The sequence below is a fragment of the Trichocoleus sp. FACHB-90 genome (assembly GCF_014695505.1).
In the GTDB taxonomy this organism is placed as follows: domain Bacteria; phylum Cyanobacteriota; class Cyanobacteriia; order Cyanobacteriales; family FACHB-T130; genus Funiculus; species Funiculus sociatus.
The window spans coordinates 38,788-57,694 of sequence record NZ_JACJOK010000041.1 but is presented as its reverse complement, the minus strand read 5'-3'; the positions used below and the strand labels follow the sequence as shown (position 1 = coordinate 57,694).

17 protein-coding genes are annotated in these 18,907 nt (G+C 46.4%); 12 read left to right on the top strand and 5 right to left on the bottom strand.

Annotated features, from left to right (window positions below):
- Positions 1-153 precede the first annotated feature (153 nt).
- Positions 154-1,503 carry a tRNA preQ1(34) S-adenosylmethionine ribosyltransferase-isomerase QueA gene (queA, locus tag H6F74_RS12095; RefSeq protein WP_190441168.1) on the bottom strand — a complete coding sequence of 450 codons (1,350 nt, stop codon included), beginning with the start codon at positions 1,501-1,503 and terminating at the stop codon, positions 154-156.
- Positions 1,504-1,670: 167 nt separating this feature from the next.
- Here queA and H6F74_RS12090 point away from each other — a divergent pair, with 167 nt between their 5' ends.
- Positions 1,671-2,060 carry a hypothetical protein gene (locus H6F74_RS12090; protein WP_190425610.1) on the top strand — a complete coding sequence of 130 codons (390 nt, stop codon included), beginning with the start codon at positions 1,671-1,673 and terminating at the stop codon, positions 2,058-2,060.
- A 99-nt stretch (positions 2,061-2,159) separates the two neighbouring features.
- Here H6F74_RS12090 and H6F74_RS12085 read toward each other — a convergent pair whose 3' ends face one another.
- The gene (locus H6F74_RS12085) at positions 2,160-2,822 is read right to left on the bottom strand and encodes a YraN family protein (RefSeq protein WP_190441165.1); all 663 of its coding nucleotides are present in this window, start codon (positions 2,820-2,822) and stop codon (positions 2,160-2,162) included.
- Positions 2,823-2,839: 17 nt separating this feature from the next.
- Here H6F74_RS12085 and H6F74_RS12080 point away from each other — a divergent pair, with 17 nt between their 5' ends.
- The gene (locus H6F74_RS12080; RefSeq protein WP_190441163.1) at positions 2,840-3,349 is read left to right on the top strand and encodes a pentapeptide repeat-containing protein; all 510 of its coding nucleotides are present in this window, start codon (positions 2,840-2,842) and stop codon (positions 3,347-3,349) included.
- 69 nt (positions 3,350-3,418) lie between these two features.
- On the opposite strand, the gene dnaG is transcribed toward H6F74_RS12080, so the two are convergent.
- Positions 3,419-5,407 carry a DNA primase gene (gene dnaG / locus H6F74_RS12075; RefSeq protein WP_190441160.1) on the bottom strand — a complete coding sequence of 663 codons (1,989 nt, stop codon included), beginning with the start codon at positions 5,405-5,407 and terminating at the stop codon, positions 3,419-3,421.
- 215 nt (positions 5,408-5,622) lie between these two features.
- Here dnaG and H6F74_RS12070 point away from each other — a divergent pair, with 215 nt between their 5' ends.
- The 10 genes from H6F74_RS12070 to H6F74_RS12025 all read left to right on the top strand — a co-directional run bounded on the left by H6F74_RS12070 (position 5,623) and on the right by H6F74_RS12025 (position 16,166).
- On the top strand, positions 5,623-6,720 hold the full coding sequence (locus H6F74_RS12070) for an adenylate/guanylate cyclase domain-containing protein (RefSeq protein ID WP_190441157.1): 1,098 nt from the start codon (positions 5,623-5,625) through the stop codon (positions 6,718-6,720).
- Between the two features lie 649 nt (positions 6,721-7,369).
- Positions 7,370-8,179: an HpsJ family protein gene (locus H6F74_RS12065; RefSeq protein ID WP_199301122.1), complete on the top strand. Its 810-nt coding sequence runs from the start codon at positions 7,370-7,372 to the stop codon at positions 8,177-8,179.
- Between the two features lie 89 nt (positions 8,180-8,268).
- Entirely contained in the window at positions 8,269-9,165 is an 897-nt protein-coding gene (locus tag H6F74_RS12060) for a glycosyltransferase family 2 protein (RefSeq protein ID WP_190441155.1), read from the top strand.
- A 288-nt stretch (positions 9,166-9,453) separates the two neighbouring features.
- Positions 9,454-10,176 (top strand): DUF502 domain-containing protein, encoded by a 723-nt coding sequence (locus H6F74_RS12055; RefSeq protein ID WP_190441152.1) that lies wholly within the window; start codon positions 9,454-9,456, stop codon positions 10,174-10,176.
- A 133-nt stretch (positions 10,177-10,309) separates the two neighbouring features.
- Complete coding sequence (gene nusB / locus H6F74_RS12050; protein ID WP_190441149.1) at positions 10,310-10,936, top strand: transcription antitermination factor NusB; 627 nt, start codon at positions 10,310-10,312, stop codon at positions 10,934-10,936.
- 187 nt (positions 10,937-11,123) lie between these two features.
- On the top strand, positions 11,124-12,926 hold the full coding sequence (ftsY, locus tag H6F74_RS12045; RefSeq protein WP_190441145.1) for a signal recognition particle-docking protein FtsY: 1,803 nt from the start codon (positions 11,124-11,126) through the stop codon (positions 12,924-12,926).
- 81 nt (positions 12,927-13,007) lie between these two features.
- Positions 13,008-13,814: an Rpn family recombination-promoting nuclease/putative transposase gene (locus tag H6F74_RS12040; protein ID WP_190441142.1), complete on the top strand. Its 807-nt coding sequence runs from the start codon at positions 13,008-13,010 to the stop codon at positions 13,812-13,814.
- 7 nt (positions 13,815-13,821) lie between these two features.
- Positions 13,822-14,079: a hypothetical protein gene (locus H6F74_RS12035; protein ID WP_242022024.1), complete on the top strand. Its 258-nt coding sequence runs from the start codon at positions 13,822-13,824 to the stop codon at positions 14,077-14,079.
- 96 nt (positions 14,080-14,175) lie between these two features.
- Complete coding sequence (locus H6F74_RS12030) at positions 14,176-15,507, top strand: glycoside hydrolase family 10 protein (protein WP_347269508.1); 1,332 nt, start codon at positions 14,176-14,178, stop codon at positions 15,505-15,507.
- Positions 15,508-15,629: 122 nt separating this feature from the next.
- Positions 15,630-16,166: a hypothetical protein gene (locus H6F74_RS12025; protein ID WP_199301120.1), complete on the top strand. Its 537-nt coding sequence runs from the start codon at positions 15,630-15,632 to the stop codon at positions 16,164-16,166.
- Positions 16,167-16,184: 18 nt separating this feature from the next.
- Here the strand turns inward: H6F74_RS12025 and H6F74_RS12020 are convergent, their stop codons facing one another.
- Together H6F74_RS12020 and clpX are read right to left on the bottom strand one after the other, a co-directional pair.
- On the bottom strand, positions 16,185-17,117 hold the full coding sequence (locus H6F74_RS12020) for an alpha/beta hydrolase (protein WP_190441140.1): 933 nt from the start codon (positions 17,115-17,117) through the stop codon (positions 16,185-16,187).
- Between the two features lie 441 nt (positions 17,118-17,558).
- Positions 17,559-18,899 (bottom strand): ATP-dependent protease ATP-binding subunit ClpX, encoded by a 1,341-nt coding sequence (gene clpX, locus H6F74_RS12015; RefSeq protein WP_190425637.1) that lies wholly within the window; start codon positions 18,897-18,899, stop codon positions 17,559-17,561.
- Between the last annotated feature and the right edge of the window lie 8 nt (positions 18,900-18,907).

Below are 18,907 nucleotides of genomic sequence, written 5' to 3'. Positions count from 1 at the left end.
TTGGCGATTGGGGAAGAGGAAAAAGTCTTACCTATAGCAATCCTATTTAAGTTGTGAACGAGTATTCGCCCTGGTATAGGGACACGGCACTGCCGCGTCCCTACAGAAGTTCACGAATCATTTAGGATTGCTATAGTACCTAGTCCCTAGTTCCTAGTCCCCAGCCCCTACTCCTTCAGGCAAAATTAGCATTGCATCACCAAAAGAATAGAAGCGATATTGATGCTTTATTGCGACTTGGTACAAATCCAGCAACCGCCTACGCCCAATCAAAGCGCCAACTAACATCAGCAAACTCGAACAAGGTAAATGGAAATTGGTAATCAGCCCGTCCACTACCCGCCACTGGTAGCCGGGGTAAATGAACAATTCTGTTTTACCGGAATATGGCTGCAATTCCCCATTGGCGGCGGCTGACTCTAAACTTCGCACCACCGTTGTCCCCACGGCAATAATCCTACCGCCTTGCGCCTGGGTTTCCCGAATTTGTTCCACAGTTGACGCGGGTACTTCCACCCATTCCCCGTGCATTTTGTGGGTAGTAATATCCTCCACTTCCACGGGACGAAACGTACCAACTCCAACGTGCAGCGTCACCGAAGCTTGCTTAATCCCTCGTTCGTGCAAGCGATTGAGTAACTCTGGGGTAAAGTGTAGCCCAGCTGTCGGGGCCGCGATCGCGCCTTGGCGTTGAGCGTAAACAGTTTGATACTCCTCCGGCTGAGATTGGGAAGCTGTAATGTAAGGTGGTAGCGGCATTTCACCGTATTCTTCCAACATCTCCCAAAAAGACACTCCCAAAGGAACATCAAACTGCAACAAACGCCCCCCAGTAGCCTCATCCCTTTCCAGCACAGTTGCACTCAATGGAGGGATTGGGGATTGGGGATTGGGGATTGGGGATTGGGAATTGGGGATTGGGGATTGGGGATTGGGGATTGGGGATTGGGTAGACTTCGGGGAAGCTTCCTTGTCCTCGTTGTCCTCCTTGTCCCCCAGTTCCTTCTCCCCAGCCCCTTGTCCCCAGTCCCCAGTCCCTAATCCTTGACGTTCAAAAAAAATCTTCGCCCCCGGTTGCAACCGCCGCCCTGGTTTCACCAAAGCTAACCAGCAGTTATTTTGCCGTTCCTCCAGCAGCAACACCTCAACTGGCGCGCCCGTAGATTTACGACCACGGAGGCGGGCGGGAATAACACGAGTATTATTTAATATAAGTAAATCTTCCGGCTTGAGTAAATCCGGTAAATCACGAAAAATGGCGTGAAAATGGCGATTTTGGGAATCTACTACCAACAAACGCGCACTATCCCTCGGCACCGCCGGGTTCTGTGCAATCATCTCTGCTGGGAGTTCATAGTCATAGCTGGATAACAACCGATCTATATTATTCTCGCTGGGTGACTCAACTTCAACGTTCAGCTTGAATTCCCCTAGTCCAGCAACAGCTTCCCAGTTTCCCGGCTGGGTATCTGTAATTTCAGTGTCTCCATCAAGTTTGGTCATCCGGTTTATCCCCGTTAGTCTACGGATAATTTATTGGTTCATGTAACTAAAGTAATTGGGTAATATCCCCCAGATAAGATCGGGGGCTTTTCCCCTGTTGCAAAAAGCTTTATAAGGTGAGAATTAGAGGTATAGCAACAGCTTGGCACTCCTCACCAAGAAACCTCATGGAATACGTTTACTTTCTGGCGAATGCCAGCCTTACCCTACGGGTGGTTGAATATCTACACGGAATGCCCCAACTGCCCGTGCGTTTAATGACTGTAATTCATCAGATTGATGGCTGGGTAATCAAAATCAAAACCTACAGCCCGCTAACCCCTCAGCAAGATGGCGACTTTCGGGCATTTATGAACGAGCTGGGAATTCCCTACGAGCCTGCAATTCGCCTCCAAATGGCCCTTTGGAGCCTGGAAACGGGACAGTCCCCAATAGAAGTTATGCGACGCTATCAAGTAGCTGTAGTTTCTCATGGTACCCCGGATCGCAGCGATATTGAAGCATTCCGGCAACAGTTCACTAGAGGGCTAGGATATTGCCCCGAAACTTTAGCTTAATTATTCTTTGGCTAATGGCTAATTATTTAAAAGTAATTAGTCATTAAATGTAGGGTGAATACCCGCCAAAGCGAGCGACTGGTGGGTATTGCTAATTATTTAATCAAAAGCAGACTGGATGTAGTCTTGTACACTCAGGTGGTATCCTGAGTGCGTCATCTCCCCAGGTTTTGGTGAAGCAACCGAGGGAGGTTGAGAAAGAACCGATCGCACACATCTGACAAGAGCGACATCAAAACGGCAAGAAAGATTTGCTAAATCTGGATTATCCGCTAGAAAAAGCTCCGCTGTGCGCCAGAGTTTTGCTTGCTTTTTCGCTGTAATTGCCAGCATTCCATCCGCATCCCAATTTCCCCGACTGCGAGTTTTAACCTCGACAAATGCTAAGACTGGCTCAAGGGAATTGGGGATTGGGGATTGGGAATTGGGGATTGGGGATTGGGGATTGGGAATTGGGGATTGGGTAGACTTCCCGAAAGCTTCCTTGTCCTCTTTATCCCCAGTCCCTTGTTCCCATTCCCTTGTCTCCAGTCCCTTGTTCCCATTCCCTTGTCCCCATTCCCCAGTCCCTTTCCCCCAGTCCCCAGTCCCTTGTCCCTTGTCCCCAGTCGAGCATTGTCGCGCAATTATGTCTATCTCTCCCCAGCGACAACGCCAGCGACGATGCAGAATTAAGAAACCTTGTGAATGTAACCATTGAGCAACCAGGTCTTCTCCTAAAACACCGATATTGGGATAATGAGATAGACGACGGTTTTCCATCTTCCTCTGGAAGCAGCATGAATTTTAGGCTAAACAATCGGATTTCGACAATTTTACTGGGTTTGTTGCTGGTAGCGATCGCATCTTTAACAGCTTTCGGCGCGATCGCCACTCCTGCCCTAGCTGAAGACTACAACAAAGAATTCTTGATCGGTGCAGATTTCTCAGGTAAAGTGCTTACGGACTCCAGCTTTACTAAAGCCAATCTTCGCAGTAGTAACCTGAGTCATACAGATTTGCGGGGTGTCAGCTTCTTTGGCGCTAATCTTGAAAGTGCCAATTTAGAGGGAGCCGATCTCAGAAACGCTACCCTAGACACTGCTCGTTTCACCAACGCTAACTTAACTAACGCTATTTTGGAGGGAGCGTTTGCCTTTAACTCCAAGTTTGAAGGTGCCATCATTGATGGAGCAGATTTTACAGATGTCTTGTTTCGTCAGGATGTGCAAAAACAGTTGTGTAAAACAGCTAAAGGCACCAACCCGACGACAGGACGCGAAACTCGTGACACTCTATTTTGCCCTTAATCATTAGTCAGTATTTTACTCGTTCCCAGACGACTGCCTGGGAACGAAAATGTAATGACTAAGGAATACTTAGCGATAAAAATACAAAAATTGCAGATGTTGATCTAACTCTTTAATTCGCTGTTTTGCTCGGTAAAATTCCTGACAGTAGTATTGCTGTTTATTCAAATCCAGAGAACTATCAATATTTTTCCATAGATGTTTCGTGTAAAGTTCTAAAAAGTGGCGATAAATGCTTTCGCACATTACCCGTTCCATACAAGCAGCACCTGCTTTGATCAATTCCGGAGCGCGGAGAATATCGAGTTCGGCATTTTCGTCTAGATAAAATAGTCCAGACACTTGAGCCATTTCTTCAGGAAAATCAACATACAGGTTTTGTAGCGAAGATAGCAAATCTGGTGATGTTTCCTGTAAAGATGAAATTCTTAGCCACAAAAGTCGGTGGTGAGGAAGGCTAAATAATAAATCTTGTTCTTCTAAAGTATCGCTAATCAACTGTCGATATTCTGGGCAATGCAAATAAAAGCGCAACAGTAAAGCCTCGGCTCTTTCTAAAAGAGTGCTTTCAGAAGTAACAGGTAATTCTTTTTGGCCTTTATTTCTATTAACAGAAGGACGAGCCTTAAACCGCTTATTTTGCTTAAGAAGATTGTTTACTAACAGCGGCACTTTTAAAGAATTGTCCTGGTTTAGAAGTTCTTCCCAGTGACGAACAATTTTGTTTAGGAGATTGTCTGTTAATAGTCCAACCCGCCGAGAATCTCCTTGGCTGAGAATTTCTCCACAGTGATTAATATAATAGGTAATCTGATCGTCATTGGTGATGTTATTTAGTAATTTCACCATTTCTGCCGTAACTTGCTGAAATTGATCCGCCTGTTTAAGATTTTTTCCTACTAAAATTTGCTGGATTTGCCAATCAAGCCAGAGAGGAGCATCAAGCAGCAATTCCCGATATTTTTCAGCGCCACCTTTGAGGACAAATTCGTCAGCATCTTTTCCATCAGGCAAGTTGAGAACTCGCAGATTTACTTGTCCTTGATAGGCGAGATTGGCAATTTCTCCAATTGCTCTTTGAGCTGCCTTAGTTCCGGCGGCATCGGCATCAAAGTTGAGTACAATTTGCTTAGATTCGGTGTAACGTAGTAGCTGTTTGACTTGATCTAAGCCCAGCGCCGTACCTAGAGAGGCGACAACGTTTTCAATTCCGTGGGAGTGGAGAGCGATCGCATCAAAATATCCTTCCACTACCACAGCCCGATCCTGCTTGCCAATAGCTTCGCGGGCTTTATCCAAAGCAAACAGAATTTTGCCTTTATTAAATAATTCGGTTTCCGGAGAGTTGAGATATTTCGGCTGCTCGTCCCCCAGAGTTCTGCCGCCAAAGGCAATTACTCGTCCTTGAGAGTCGTGGATGGGAATCATCAAGCGATCGCGAAATCTGTCATAATAACCGCCACCCCCATCCCGCAGCTTAATCAAACCCGCTTGTTCTACCAGCTGCACCGGGTAGCTTTTCTGTTCCACCAAGTAGCCATAAAGAGTTTCCCAACTCGCCGGAGCATAACCAAGCTGGAACTTTTGAATAGTTTCTTCCGAGAGTTGCCGCTTGGAGTACAAATATTCCAAAGCCGCCTCCCCTTGGGGTTGTCGCAGCGCGTGTTGAAAAAAGCTTGCCCCCACTGCCAAAATCTCATACAGCTGCTCTCGTAGCGTTATTTGCCGCTGTAATTCCTCGCGCTGTTCCGCCTCCAGCATTTGCACCGGAACTTGGTAGCGCCGCGCCAAATCCAGCACCACTTCACCAAAGGAACGTTTAGAGTGTTCCTTCAAAAAAGTAATCGCATTTCCCCCGGCTTGACAGCCAAAGCAGTAGTACATCTGCTTAGTGGGGCTGACGGTAAAACTGGGGGATTTTTCCTCATGGAAAGGACATAAACCTACATACTCTTTGCCCCGCTTGCGTAATACAACGTGTTCCGAGATGACTTCAACGATGTCAACCCGTTGTTTTACTTCCTCAATTGTGTCTGGATGCAGGCGGGGAATTTGCACGATTACCTCTTTATACTGATAAAATACATCATGATAATTGTTGATTTTTTGTTAACAAAAACCAGGGGCATACTCACTTATATTTTAATCTGACACTTAGCTAACTCTCAGCACAAATTCAGCTCGATAAAACCAAATAGTCAGTAACGGTCATATATAAAATATACTCAAGGGTCGCACACTACTAAAAACCTTAATATATCTAGCGACACCAAATGTTTAACTTTTTTCATAGACCCCAGAATAATATTGCTCTAGCTGTAGCCGCCTTGGAAAGGTATAGCATTAAACCAGAGGTACAGCAGCGGCTGAGGGCATTTTTACAACAAAGCGATCGCCGCGAACTATATCATGCTAACCCCAAACGGATTGCTGAAAAATTGCAGTTGAGCGAGCGGGAGACTTTGCGGGTTTTAGTCATTGCGCTCAAGGAGGGTATTTTTACTCTCAACTGGGACATTCAATGTCCGGCTTGTCGCGGCATCGACTTCAAACCAAAAAGTTTATCCGATTTGCGGACAAACCATCTATGTACAGCTTGTAACAGTGTATACGCTACTAATGCTGACGAGCAGGTGCGAGTTACCTTTAGTATTGATGAGAAATTGCGCCGCCTGGAAAAAGCATTTGACGATCCGGCTTTTCGTGCCAAAATTGATGCGGAATATGGCGTGGTGTCCGGACACCAATTGCTGACTCTACAAACCTTCCGCGATTTGTTTCCTCGCGAGACGATACTGCCTAATGAAAGTTTGGTGATTCAGCGGGTGGCAATTTTATTTACCGATTTGGCTGGTTCGACGGCACTGTATGCGCGGCGAGGAGATTCGCGGGCGTATAATTTAGTGCGGCAACACTTCGATCTGTTGTTTCATGTGGTAGATGCTCACAACGGTGTCGTCGTCAAAACGATTGGGGATGCGGTGATGGCAGCATTTACTGTGCCAAGTGATGCCATGCAAGCTGCGATCGCTATGAACCACCAGATGCAAGCTTTGAATCTAGGGTTGCAACTTGCAGCAGAAGACCAGCTGATTCTTAAGATTGGCATAGATGTTGGGCCTTGTATCAGTGTCAACTTAAATGACCGTCTTGACTACTTCGGCACCACGGTGAATACAGCAGCGCGAGTTGAAGCAAAAAGCCTTGGTAATGACATCGCTTGTACTGAGAATGTTCTGATGGACTCTGATGTTGCCAATGTTGTCAAGGATTTCCCGCGAGTCGGTAACACAATGAGCCTCAAAGGGCTGGATATGCCGATTATGGTTTATCGGATTCAACCAAAACAAGCGATCGCTTCTATAAAATAGGGATTGGGGATTGGGGATTGGGGATTGGGAAAGAAATAAATTCCTTTTTTATCTTGCCCTTTAATAAACAGTTATCTACTGAACTATGAACAGCTTGATTGATAAATAAATATCATCTTTGGCTGACAATAATTTATAAAAAATCCTTTTTTATTGGTAATAGTAAATATTTTTACCAGATCAATATATAGCAGCAATATGGTTTACTTAAACCTGAAAGTTCAAACATTACGATTTATTGGAATCTCGGAACCTCATCCAACATTCATATAGCATTTGTTGGGTGAGTTTACTCAGTTCCTAGCTACAACTATTCTTAAAGGAACCGTTTTGAAATATATAATATTCCGATTTTTATCAAAATTATATCGATTCAGTTTCAGATTATAATTTATTTAGTAGTTGTATACGCACTTGAGGTAAAATATAGAGTTTGTGACAAAACTTTTGATTATCGGAGGTTTTAACCTCTAGATAATCATCGCATATCGACAACAACTGGGTAAAAGTCCTCTCTTGTCATCCGGGAAACCAAGAGGTTAATAGGACTGCTGCGATGGGTGCTGAAATGACCGGAAGACAGATAAGACACTCAGTATGTTAATCAGTTAAGTTTGATGTGGACGATCGCTAACTCAAGACAAAAGCCATGAAAGCAACTAATAGCCGTCAACCTTCCTCTATTACTTCCAACATTCTCAAGGTAGTCGGGCTGATACTGATTCTCTCCTCGCTCATTGATTATGCGGTGCTTCTGATTCCGCCTGCGACTCCCAGTAACGCTGTTGCAGAACAGATACAGCTAGGTTTCCTACAGTGGCAACAGAACGTTACATTCCAGCTAATTAACCAAGGAGTTATTCCGATGGTTGGTCTGGCCTTTCTATTTGCTGGATTTTGGGTAGACAGTAACTCTGGCACGGCCCGCAAAGGTTGGGAAGACATAGTGAGAATCGGAGCGCTTGCACTAGCTGGGTTGTTGGGTTTGGCATTCCTACTGCCAGTTCCCATCCTCAACATCAACAGCCTGCGTCTGTTGAACAATCAAGCTGTTGCACAAATTAACCAAAGAGCCACTCAAGTAGAAACTCAGATTGCTAGCCAATCCCAACAGGTTAGCTCCCTGCTTCAAGATGAAAAGAAGCTTACCGAGCTAGATCAGGCGATCAAGAGCGGTCAAGTGCAAGGGGAACAGCTGGCGAGATTACAGTCTCTTAAAGACCAATTGCAAAGATTAAAGCAAGATCCAAAAGCTCTAAACCAACAAGTCGATGCTGCTAAAACTCAACTTCGTGGCGGCAAACAAGAAGCACAAAAACAAGCCGAAAGTCAGTTTTTAAGATCGAGTATAAAGAATGGACTGAGCAGTTTGCTCTTAGCCATTGGCTACCTGGCAATTGCCGCACTGGGTTTGACAGGCGGCATCGGGGGAGGTCGTCGTAAAGCTCAGGCACGTTAAGGTAGGGAATTAAGAATTAAAAATTCCCCAGTTTTTAATTCTTAATTCCTGAAAGAGATTGATTATTTTCCATCACGATCGGCGGGAAAATGTTCTCAATTTACATACTGACCTATAACGAAGAGCTGGATATTGCAGCTTGTATTGAGTCGGCACTGCTATCTGATGATGTGGTTGTGGTGGATTCCTACAGTAGCGATCGCACTGTAGAAATTGCCAGTCGCTATGACATCCGCGTGGTGCAGCACCGCTTTGAAAGTCACGGACGACAAAGAACCTGGATGCTCGAAGAAGTACCAGCCAAACACGATTGGATTTACATCCTAGAAGCCGATGAGCGGATGACACCAGAGCTGTTTCAAGAGTGTTTGGAAGCCATCAAAACCTCTGAGTATGTTGGCTACTACGCGGCAGAGCGCGTCATGTTCATGGGTAGCTGGATTCGTCACAGCACCCAGTATCCCCGCTACCAGCTGCGTCTGTTGCAGCGAGGAAAAGTCTGGTTTACTGACTATGGACATACTGAGCGGGAAGTCTGCGAAGGAGCCACCAACTTCCTCAAAGAAACTTATCCCCACTACACCTCTGGTAAGGGATTGAGTCGCTGGATTGACAAGCATAATCGCTATTCCACCGATGAAGCGGAGGAAACCCTACGCCAGCTACAGCAAGGGTCAGTCAATTGGCGAGAATTGTTCTTCGGTCGCTCGGAAGTGCAAAGACGCCGCGCCTTGAAAGATTTATCTTTGCGCTTGCCCTTGCGTCCGCTAGTGCGCTTCTTGTATATGTATTTCTTCTTGGGTGGTTTTCTGGATGGGAGAGCGGGGTTTACCTGGTGTACCTTGCAGGCATTCTATGAGTATTTGATCCTGCTCAAGGTGTGGGAACTAAAGCATATGCCCTTGCCCGTTGTTGATGACTCAGCTCAACAGGGGCAAGCCGATGAGACAACCGTTGATGCGACGACACTCAGTTCTTCCTCTTAGCTCAGGGCTGGATCTCATAGAAATGCTAAAGTGTAAAGTGTGATACCAGCTGCCAAGGACTTGCAACAATTCTTTACAAGTCTTACAAATAGAGATAGGAATGGAAAATTGCCTTTCCCAGCCTGCCCCAAAAAAGGAGCTGATGGAAAAGTAAGGTTCCAGTCCTGAGCCTATTTCTATGGTGTGGATACTACGACGAAGTTGTTTTTGCTCAAAGAGCAACCATTGGTAAAGTTGGCATTTTGTACGAATCTGCACCGCTAGTTGTAAGGAGAGAGTGGGCAATCTGTGATCCAACGCCTCAAGCAGGACTTAAAAAATGACCTGATTGCAGGTCTCTTAGTAGTCATTCCCTTGGCTACTACGATATGGCTGACAATAACTATTGCCAACTGGGTGATCAATTTTCTGACCCGCGTTCCCAAGCAGGTGAATCCATTTGATGGGATGAACCCCATCGTGGTAAATCTGCTGAATTTGGTGGTGGGGCTAACAGTGCCGCTGCTGTGCATTTTGCTGATAGGCTTAATGGCACGCAACATTGCTGGGAGGTGGTTGCTGGATTTTGGGGAGCAACTTTTGCAGGCGATTCCGTTAGCGGGGTCGGTTTATAAAACGCTCAAACAGCTATTGGAGACAATTTTAAGAGACACCAACGGCAAGTTTCGGCGGGTCGTTTTGGTGGAGTATCCTCGGCGAGGAATTTGGGCGATCGCTTTCGTCACAGGTACCATGAGCAGCGAAATCCAGTGCCAAATGGAGCGTTCTATGCTCAGCGTTTTTATTCCCACCACGCCTAACCCGACCACAGGCTGGTATGCCATTGTCCCAGAAGACGAAGTATTAAACGTCTCAATGTCAATTGAAGATGCCTTTAAAGTGGTGGTTTCTGGAGGAATCGTAAGCCCTAACCCCATACCCCTGATGCCCCCCGCCGATGCCAACGAGCGGAAGCTGGAACCAGTAGGTTCTGAGGGCAGATGGCAGGTTGTACCAACCGAAGAAGACTAAAAAGCAAAAGGCAAAAATCAGGAAAAAGGCAAAAATATAAGTTTTTAACTTTTTCCTTTTTAACTTTTGGCTTTTATTACTTCTTCTAACCTTTTTCCATTTTGATTTTTGCTTTTTAACCTTTGCCTTTAATATGCAACCTCGCAGAACTGCCCGTGAATTAGCTCTCCTAAGCCTTAGCCAACTGAGCGGGAATAAAGAAAAAATGGCATCGCAGCAAATGCCTAATTTAATAATGGCTGCGATCCGTACCCTGACAAGTGAAGTTCGAGAAACTTTAGAGGTAGCAGCAGCAGAAGTCCAACGCGGAAGCGATCGCCTCCTGACTAGCGAAACCCGCGCTAGCGATGTCAGCAGTGCCAAAGCCATGTTGAGCGATGCTATTGAGCTAACCCAAGCAGCAATCAACCGCTTAGGAACTGCTGTAGAGTTGCCAGAATTCGTTCAAATGGCAAATCAACATGAAGTTCGCGCTTACGCATTAGAAATTCTCAGCACAGTCAACAGCAAGCGGACAGAAATTGATGACCTCCTAACCGAGGCAATGGTAGATTGGCAGTTAAACCGCTTGCCTAAAATTGACCGCGATATCTTACGGATCGCCGTAGGAGAAATTATGTTTTTAGGAGTCCCCGATAGCCCTGCTATTAATGAAGCTGTAGAACTAGCTAAAAAATACAGCGATGAGGAAGGGCGTAAGTTTATTAACGGTGTCCTGCGTCGGGTAACTGAGAAGCTTAAGACTAAATCGCGCACCTGAAGAGAAAATTAACAGAAAATTTTTCTATAGTTTAGTAAGCAGGTCGGTGCAAATAAATTTAACTGGTTCGGGGAATTAGGGATTGGCGACTGGATATCCATCTTTACCCAGTCCCAAAACGACAAGTTGTATTTAATTGCGACCATCTGGTTAAAAATAAGATTGCTGCAATGTTTAAGTAGGTGCAATGGTTTTTAATTGGTTCCGTCGCCAGTTTAGTAATTCTGAGGCTGACTCCCAGGTTGAACAGCAACAAAGCGATCAAATTCAGCCGTCCGCTGAACCTGAAACGTCAGAATCAACACAGGAGCAGTCACCAGGTGTATCTGAGGATCTTCTCAGATACGCCAAAGCAGCCTATAAAAACATTCAGCAAAAGCAGGAACAAGCTGAGCCGGAAGCTGCTCCTGATGCTGGACAAGAAGAACCATCTGCGGATGTTCCAGACACGGCAGAGGTTTCGGAATCACCAGACACTTCAATAGACACTGCCGCAGAAACCGCTAGTCTTGAGGTGGAAGATGAGGTTGCTGCATCCGCAACTCCAGAAGCGATCGCATCAGAACCAGCTGCCGAGCAAATAAATCATACTAGCGCCGAGGTAGAGGAAGAAACAACACCTGAATCGGCACAAGAGGTAGAAGCGATCGCCGAAACAGGCGTAGTTATAGAACCAGAAGCACCCGCACCAGAAACAGAGAGTGTGATCGCCGAAACAGGCGTAGTTATAGAACCAGAAGCACCCGAACCAGAAACAGAGAGTGCGATCGCCGAAACAGGCGTAGTTATAGAGCCTGATAGTGTTGAAACACAGACACAGGAAGCACCCGCCACCTCCGTACCATTCTGGGCAAAAGAAGACCGACAAGCACGACTAGAACGGTTAAAAGCAACCGCAATAGAAGCGCCCGAACCAGAACGGGTACAGGCACCAGTACAGCCTGCGGCAACAGCAGCAGTGACTGAGGAAGTGCCAGGACTCGCTTTTGATGAGGGTTTCATGTGGTCAGCCCAAGTGCTGGCAACTCAAGGGCGGCGTGCAGAAGATGTCTCGATTGAAGAAATCACTTGGCTAAAGCGACTACGCCAAGGTCTGGACAAAACCCGTCGCAGCTTGATTAACCAGCTCAAAGCCATCGTCGGTCAAGGGCCGTTGAATCAAGACGCGGTGATGGAGATTGAGTCGCTGCTGTTGCAAGCAGATGTCGGCATAGAAGCGACAGATTATATCATAAAAACGCTACAAGATAGGCTGCGCGAGGAAGTGCTGCCTCCAGATCAAGCGATCGCTTACCTGAAGAAAATCCTGCGCGACTTACTCGACAAACCTATTCAAGAATCCTACAGCCCAACCTTTGTCCCGACAAAAGACACCCTGAATATCTGGCTGATCACTGGAGTCAATGGTGCGGGTAAAACGACGACGATTGGCAAAATTTCCCATTTAGCGCAGAAATCTGGCTATAAATGCTTAATTGGCGCTGCCGATACCTTCCGCGCCGCCGCAGTCGAACAGGTGAAGATTTGGGGTCAGCGTAGCGGTGTAGAAGTGATTGCCAACCCCGGACAGAACACCGATCCGGCGGCAGTGGTGTTTGATGCCATTACGGCAGCACAGGCACGAGGTACAGAATTACTCCTGATCGACACAGCAGGTCGTCTCCAGAACAAGAAAAATCTGATGGAAGAACTGGGCAAAATTCGCCGGATTGTCGATAAAAAAGCTCCCAACGCCCAAATAGAAGCCCTCCTCGTTCTAGATGCTACTCTCGGACAAAATGGCTTGCGTCAGGCAGAAGTATTCTCACAGGCAGCAAAACTTAGCGGCGTAGTATTGACAAAACTTGATGGGACTGCTAAAGGAGGCGTAGCTCTAGCTGTAGTGCAGCAGCTAGGCTTGCCGATTCGCTTTATTGGTGCTGGTGAAGGCGTAGAAGATTTACGTCCATTTTCCAGCTACGAATTTGTCGAAGCTTTGCTGAGCGGTTGATAGTCTGTTACGCTGATTTTCAAGCCTGAAAAACCCGTGTTCTTGAAGAACCCGGGTTTTTGATTTTTCTAGAGCCTGTGCATGAAAACAGACAGCATTTTCTATCAGATGTTTCAGACCTTCCCTGGCATTTTTTTTGAACTCATTGGTCAATCATCAACTGAGGGTAACGTTTATGAATTCAAGTCAGTGGAAGTCAAAGAAACAGCTAAACGTATTGATGGAGTATTTGTTCCGTCTAAGCAAAGCCGTAAACCCATCTACTTTGTTGAAGTCCAGTTTCAACCAGACGATATCTTTTACTATCGATTATTTACGGAAATTTTCCTCTATCTTGGTCAAAATAAACCTAAAAGAGATTGGCGTGCAGTGGCAGTGTTTTGCCGAAGAAGTATAGACCAAGCAGTGCCAATAGAATATCAGCGACTGCTGCTAAGTCAGCAAGTACAGTGGGTGTATTTGGATGAATTGGAGGAAACCTCAAATCCATCAGTAGGTTTGGGGATGGTGCGGTTAGTAGTTGAGAATGAAAATACAGCCCAGACGCTGGCTAGACAGTTAATTCAGAAGGCACAACAAGAGCTTGAGGATGAGGCACTCAGGCGAAAGGTTTTAGAATTGATTGAGACGATATTGGTCTACAAATTTACTCAATTAAGCCGTCAGGAGTTAGAAGCAATGTTTGGATTAAGTGAGTTAAAGCAAACGAGATACTTTCAAGAGGTAAGAGAAGAGGGCAAGCTAGAGGGCAAACTAGAAGGCAAGCTAGAAACAGTGCCTCGCTTATTAAAGCAGGGGTTGAGCGTAGAACAAATAGCTGAGGTTTTAGAGTTGGATATTGAGGCGGTGAGGAAGGTAGCTCAACAATCCGACAATAGAACTGATTGAGACGATATTGGTCTACAAATTTACTCAATTAAGCCGTCAGGAGTTAGAAGCAATGTTTGGATTAAGTGAGTTAAAGCAAACGAGATACTTTCAAGAGGTAAGAGAAGAAGGCAAGCTAGAGGGCAAGCTAGAGGGCAAACTAGAAGGCAAGCTAGAAACAGTGCCTCGCTTATTAAAGCAGGGTTTGAGTGTAGAACAAATAGCTGAGGTGTTAGAGTTGGGCATTGAGGCGGTGAGGAAGGTAGCTCAACAATCCGATAGCTGATAAGATAGCGATCGCAAAGTTGCTGCTAAATTTTTCAGACCAGTGGGAAGACTTACGCTTATTTTCCAGCTACGAGTTTATGGAAGCTTTCGCTGAGTGACTAGAAAGCGTCACAAAGGCAAAAAAGGAAAACAGAACCGGAATCCAACCTGGTTCATTTCTTGGCTATGCTTGGGACTAGCGATCGCATTCTCAATTTATCCTCCCCAGTTTAAAGCGAATCCCCCAACGATTTCAGCTTCCACTGAGTTAAGAGGCGTTTGGCTGACCAATGTTGCCAGCGGCGTGTTATATACCCCTTGGGGAATCAACAGAGCATTAGACCAGCTATCTCAACTAAACTTCAACACCGTCTATCCGGTAGTCTGGAACCGAGGAAACACCTTCTATCCGAGTTCTGTAGCCAAACGGGTAACGGGTCGTTCTCAAGATAGAGGACTGAAGATTCTACGGCTAGGAAACGATGTTTTGGCGCAGATAGTCAAGCAGGGAAATCGACAGCGGCTTAGGGTCATTCCCTGGTTTGAGTATGGCTTCATGGCTCCGGCGGGTTCAAATCTGGCGAAGCGTCACCCCGACTGGATCTCACTTCGTGGGGACGGTACAAAGATGCTGACGCCAGACATTTTAGAACCAAACTTGCTTAAGCCTGCAAAGCCAAATGTTGAATCTCGAAAAATTCAACAATTCATCCGCAAACAGTTTACTCGGAAAGTAGTTTGGCTCAATCCTCTGCACCCGGAAGTACAGGAGTTTATTCTCGATTTAATTGTTGAAGTTGTCGAAAAATATGATGTAGCTGGGATTCAATTAGACGATCATTTTGGCTTACCTGTTGAGCTTGGCTACGACCCCTACACAGTCAGACTATACCAACAAGAACATCAGGGAAAAAGTCCCCCGACTAACCCGAAAGATTCCGAGTGGATACGCTGGAGAGCAGACAAAATTACTGATTTTATGCAGCGAGTTTTCCAAGCTGTAAAATCCGTTAATCCTTACTGTCAGGTTTCCTTGTCTCCCAATCCTTACAATTTTGCCTACAGATCCTATCTCCAAGATTGGCAGACTTGGGTAAAGCGTGGTTTGGTGAATGAGTTAGTTTTGCAGGTGTATCGCGATGACTTGAAAACTTTTGCTGCTGAATTGTCGCAACCAGCAGTGCAGATGGCTCGCGGTCAGATTCCCGTCGGTGTGGGGATATTATCAGGGTTATGGGGTCGTCCTGTGGACATGAAGCAAATTCAGCAGCAGGTTCAGGTGGTGCGCGATCGCGGTTTTAATGGGGTATCCTTTTTCTACTGGGAAAGTTTATGGAGTTATATGTCTCCAGAGTCGCCCAAAAAACGCCGAGAAGCTTTCCGTTCGCTTTTTCCCACAAGCGCTACACAACCAAAAGTTTTGCCGAAGTCGCCTCCAACCGGATAGTATAAGTGGGTCTTAATACCGTTTGGCTCTTACGTTGATTGTTTCCTACTGCTGAAAATACTTCTCAATCTAAAATCAAAAATCCAAAATCTAAAATTGGATGCTTTTTCTGGCTGCAATGGGTGTTAATCACTTGTGTCGGTTTTTTAGTTAGTTTGCTCTGGGTGGAAATTGGCGATAGAACCGATATTAGACTTGTAGAGGGCGCAATAGGTGCAAGCGCGATCGCATTTTCTCAAGCGTTGGTTCTCAGACAGCATCTTGCGATCGCTTGGTGGTGGATATTAGCGAGTACACTCAGTTGGGGTTTAATCGGGGGCAGTGGTATGGGTGCCATAGGCTGGGTTGCTCCCGGAACGTTGCTTTCTGAACCTAGAATAATCTTCGGTGTCTTGAATGGGACAATTGTAGGCGCAATGCTTGGGCTGGGGCAATGGTTGGTACTCAGGCAGCAAGTCAAAAAAGCTTGGATGTGGATCTTAGCAAATGTTGCAGGCTGGGCGATAGGGCTGTCTATCGGCTGGACTGTAGGTGGAATTTTGCGCCAGACTACTCGCCTATTCTTCAGCGAATTAATCGGTTTGACCTTAGCATGGGTTGTAGTCGCTGGAATTACAGGCGTTGCCTTGGTTGTGTTGCTGAGGGGAAAACCTGCCTGAGTATAATAGCGATCGCAACTAGGACGCTACAGTTTGGTCGAAACTTTGCTCAGTGCCTATTCCCAAAAACTTTCGCACTACCTTAAGATAAGCTTCTGGTGCTTCCAGCATGGGAAAGTGAGCAGTATCGGGAATCTCGACATACTCCACCTTGTCACTCAATCCTGCGGCGACGCGCCCCATCGCGGCGGGGATAATGATATCGTATTCGCCAGCAACTATAAGTGTTGGAACGGTAAGCTTGGCGAACTCATTAGGCATCACTTGGGCTGCTTTTTCGCTAACCGAGGTAATCATAGTGCCTACAGCAGCTTGGTAATCTGCCATCAGAAAATCGTCTAAGAAAGCACGACTGATTGCACTGGGTAGGGGACGATGCACGAATCGCTTCATAAACATCCGGTCAACGAGGGGAAGTTGATACAGCCACCGGGGACGGAATTTGACGACGTAGCCGCCAAATTTGTGAAAGGCTTTAAATGCTTTTTCGTCGTATTCAAAAACGCCGCTACAGGTTAAAATTGCTTTTTCTACTAGCTCTGGGTAGCGGTTGAGAAAAAAGACGGCGACAGATGCTCCCATCGAGTGGGCATTAACATAGACGCGATCGCACTGTAACGCCTTTAACAACCCTGCCAAGTCGTCAGCGTATTCCTCCATTTCATAAGTCAACTCTTCCGCTGTAGCAGGTTCTTCTGCCAGTGGCGAGGATTCTTCTGCTAGGACGTTACCGTTCCCCACAGGCGAAAGTTTACGCGATCGCCCAAATCCTCGCATATCATAAAGCAAGCAGTCAAAAGTCTCAGAAAGGGCTTTAGCAGGGGTTTCCCAGTAACGAGAAGATCCACCCCAGCCGTGCATGAAGACCATTACTGGCTTTTTTTCACCATCTTTCGGTGTCTTGATCCATTCGTAGTAATGCGAAGTGCCGCGAACTTGAATTTGAGGCATTTTATGACTTTTGAGTTTTGAGTATTTAGGGTAGTACCCATCCCAATACATCTCTCTCAACCTCTCCCCAACCCCTTTCCACCTCCCTCTACAAGGGGAGGGAAAAGGAAGAATTTTTTTTACGGGAGAGGGGCTTTGATTTCTCCCCCCTTTCCTAGGGGGGAAGGGCAGGCTGGTTTCATTTATTAAAAGAAAATTCTGTAACATTGATTTTGGTTGTCGGTAGGGGCATGGCAATGCCATGCCCCTACAAAATGTTGCAGTTTTCGATATTTTCTCTCATTGTATGAAACCACCCTGCTTCCCTACTAGGGAAGGGGCTAAATCGTTAGGTCTGCCTTATAAGGGATATTGGTGTCTACCCTACTATTATGTAAAAAACCCGCTTTCCGGAGAAAACGGGTTTCTATATTTTCAGCTTTTTTGTACCGCTGCTACAAATTATGCAGATTCAGGCTTGGGCATTGAAGAGGGATGCACGATCAATTCCGCAGTAGAACGCTTCTCTACCATCTCCCGCGTAATGGTACATCGAGTCACATCCTTGCGGGACGGCAACTCATACATCACATCCAGCATTAATTCTTCCACAATTCCTCGCAGCGCCCGTGCGCCAGTTTTCCGCCGATACGCTTCTTGCGCGATCGCCCGCAGCGCATCCGGCTTAAAGTCTAGCTGCACGTTGTCCATCTTCAGCAACTTCTGGTACTGCTTCGCCAACGCATTCCGAGGCTCAGTCAAAATCGCCATCAGCGCTTCTTCATCCAGCGGATCGACGACCGCCACCACTGGCACTCGACCGATAAACTCTGGAATCATCCCAAATTTCACCAAGTCGTCCGGCTCCAAGTGCCGCACAATATCGGCTGTACGCTTTTCTCTCGGTTGCCCTTCACCACCTTGAACAAAACCTATTGACTTTTTGCCAATTCTCTGCTCTACCACCTTTTCCAGACCAACAAAGGCACCACCACAGATAAACATGATGTTGCTGGTGTCAATTTGGATGCAGTCCTGATAGGGATGCTTGCGTCCACCTTGAGGCGGCACGTTGGCGATCGTCCCCTCCAGCATCTTCAGCAAAGCTTGCTGTACGCCTTCACCGGAGACATCTCGCGTAATTGATGGGTTTTCGCTCTTGCGGGCGATTTTGTCAATTTCATCTATGTAGATGATTCCCCGCTGCGCCTCTTCCACATCCAAGTCTGCCACCTGCAACAGTCGCAGCAGGATATTTTCCACATCTTCTCCGACATACCCTGCTTCCGTCAGCGTGGTAGCATCTGCTACAGCAAAGGGTACATCCAAAATGCTTGCCAGCGTTTGTGCCAGAAGTGTTTTCCCGCAACCTGTGGGGCCAATCAGGAGAATGTTCGATTTTTGCAGTTCTACCTGATCGTCATGCCCCGCTTTGCCATTATTTTTAGATTGGATAAAACTCAGGCGCTTGTAGTGGTTGTATACCGCTACCGAAAGCACTTTCTTGGCTTCGTCTTGACCAATTACGTGTTCGTCGAGATACTTTTTCAGTTCTCTCGGCTTGGGAATTTGGCTCAGAGAGAGACTAGAGGAACGGACGCGGCGCTTCTGGGGAGGTTCGGCACGGGGAACTGGCTGAGGTGCTGGTGTCCCAGAGTCCAGTAGCTCCTCATCTAAAATTTCATTACACAGGTCAACGCATTCATCGCAAATGTAGACTCCCGGCCCGGCAATTAATTTGCGTACCTGTTCTTGGGACTTGCCACAAAACGAACATTTCAGATGGGAGTCGTACTTAGACATACTTGCCT